Genomic DNA, 526 nt, shown 5'->3' with positions numbered 1-526 from the left:
CCGTTCGTGGTGAGCCTGTCGAACCATGAACACAAATCAAATGCTCGCAACACTATACCCCCACGTATGCCCAACCCCCCAAACGGGCATCGTCAACGGTAAAGCCGTCAACGTCTCAAACTCATAACGCCGACACGTACGGCCATATTTAAGGACAATGTTCATCAATAACTCAGGGTTGCCCGCAATCTGGCTATCGGATAGGCGCAAGCGTATAACATCCCAATTGACCGCATCAAAACGTTCAATAATTTCAACATAACCAATACCCAGCCGCGCAAAAATACGGATAAACCCTGCCTTGTTGCCCGCATCCTGGGCATTTATCAGGGCATATTTTACCCTCTTCCGATATAGGTTTTCAGGCTCATCCGTAAAGCGTTGCACATCACGCTGGAACGCCAGCATGTCCAGTATCCCAGGCGAACAGGTCAACGCATCCATTTGGCCTAAAGGCCACCTAAGCCAGCCTTCTACGAGTTCCCACCAATTTTGGGCGGCAGCAGTCAGTTTGGCAAGTTCAGGC

1 protein-coding gene is annotated in these 526 nt (G+C 50.4%); it reads right to left on the bottom strand.

Features of this window, described 5'->3' with window-relative positions:
- Positions 1 to 36: 36 nt before the first annotated feature.
- Positions 37 to 526 (bottom strand): phage tail protein (locus E8D52_18595; GenBank protein ID TKB65248.1); only part of this gene is annotated, 490 nt, incomplete at its 5' end.

The organism is Nitrospira sp. (genome assembly GCA_005116745.1).
In the GTDB taxonomy this organism is placed as follows: Bacteria; Nitrospirota; Nitrospiria; order Nitrospirales; family Nitrospiraceae; genus Nitrospira_D.
This window is presented reverse-complemented; position numbering and strand designations above follow the sequence as displayed.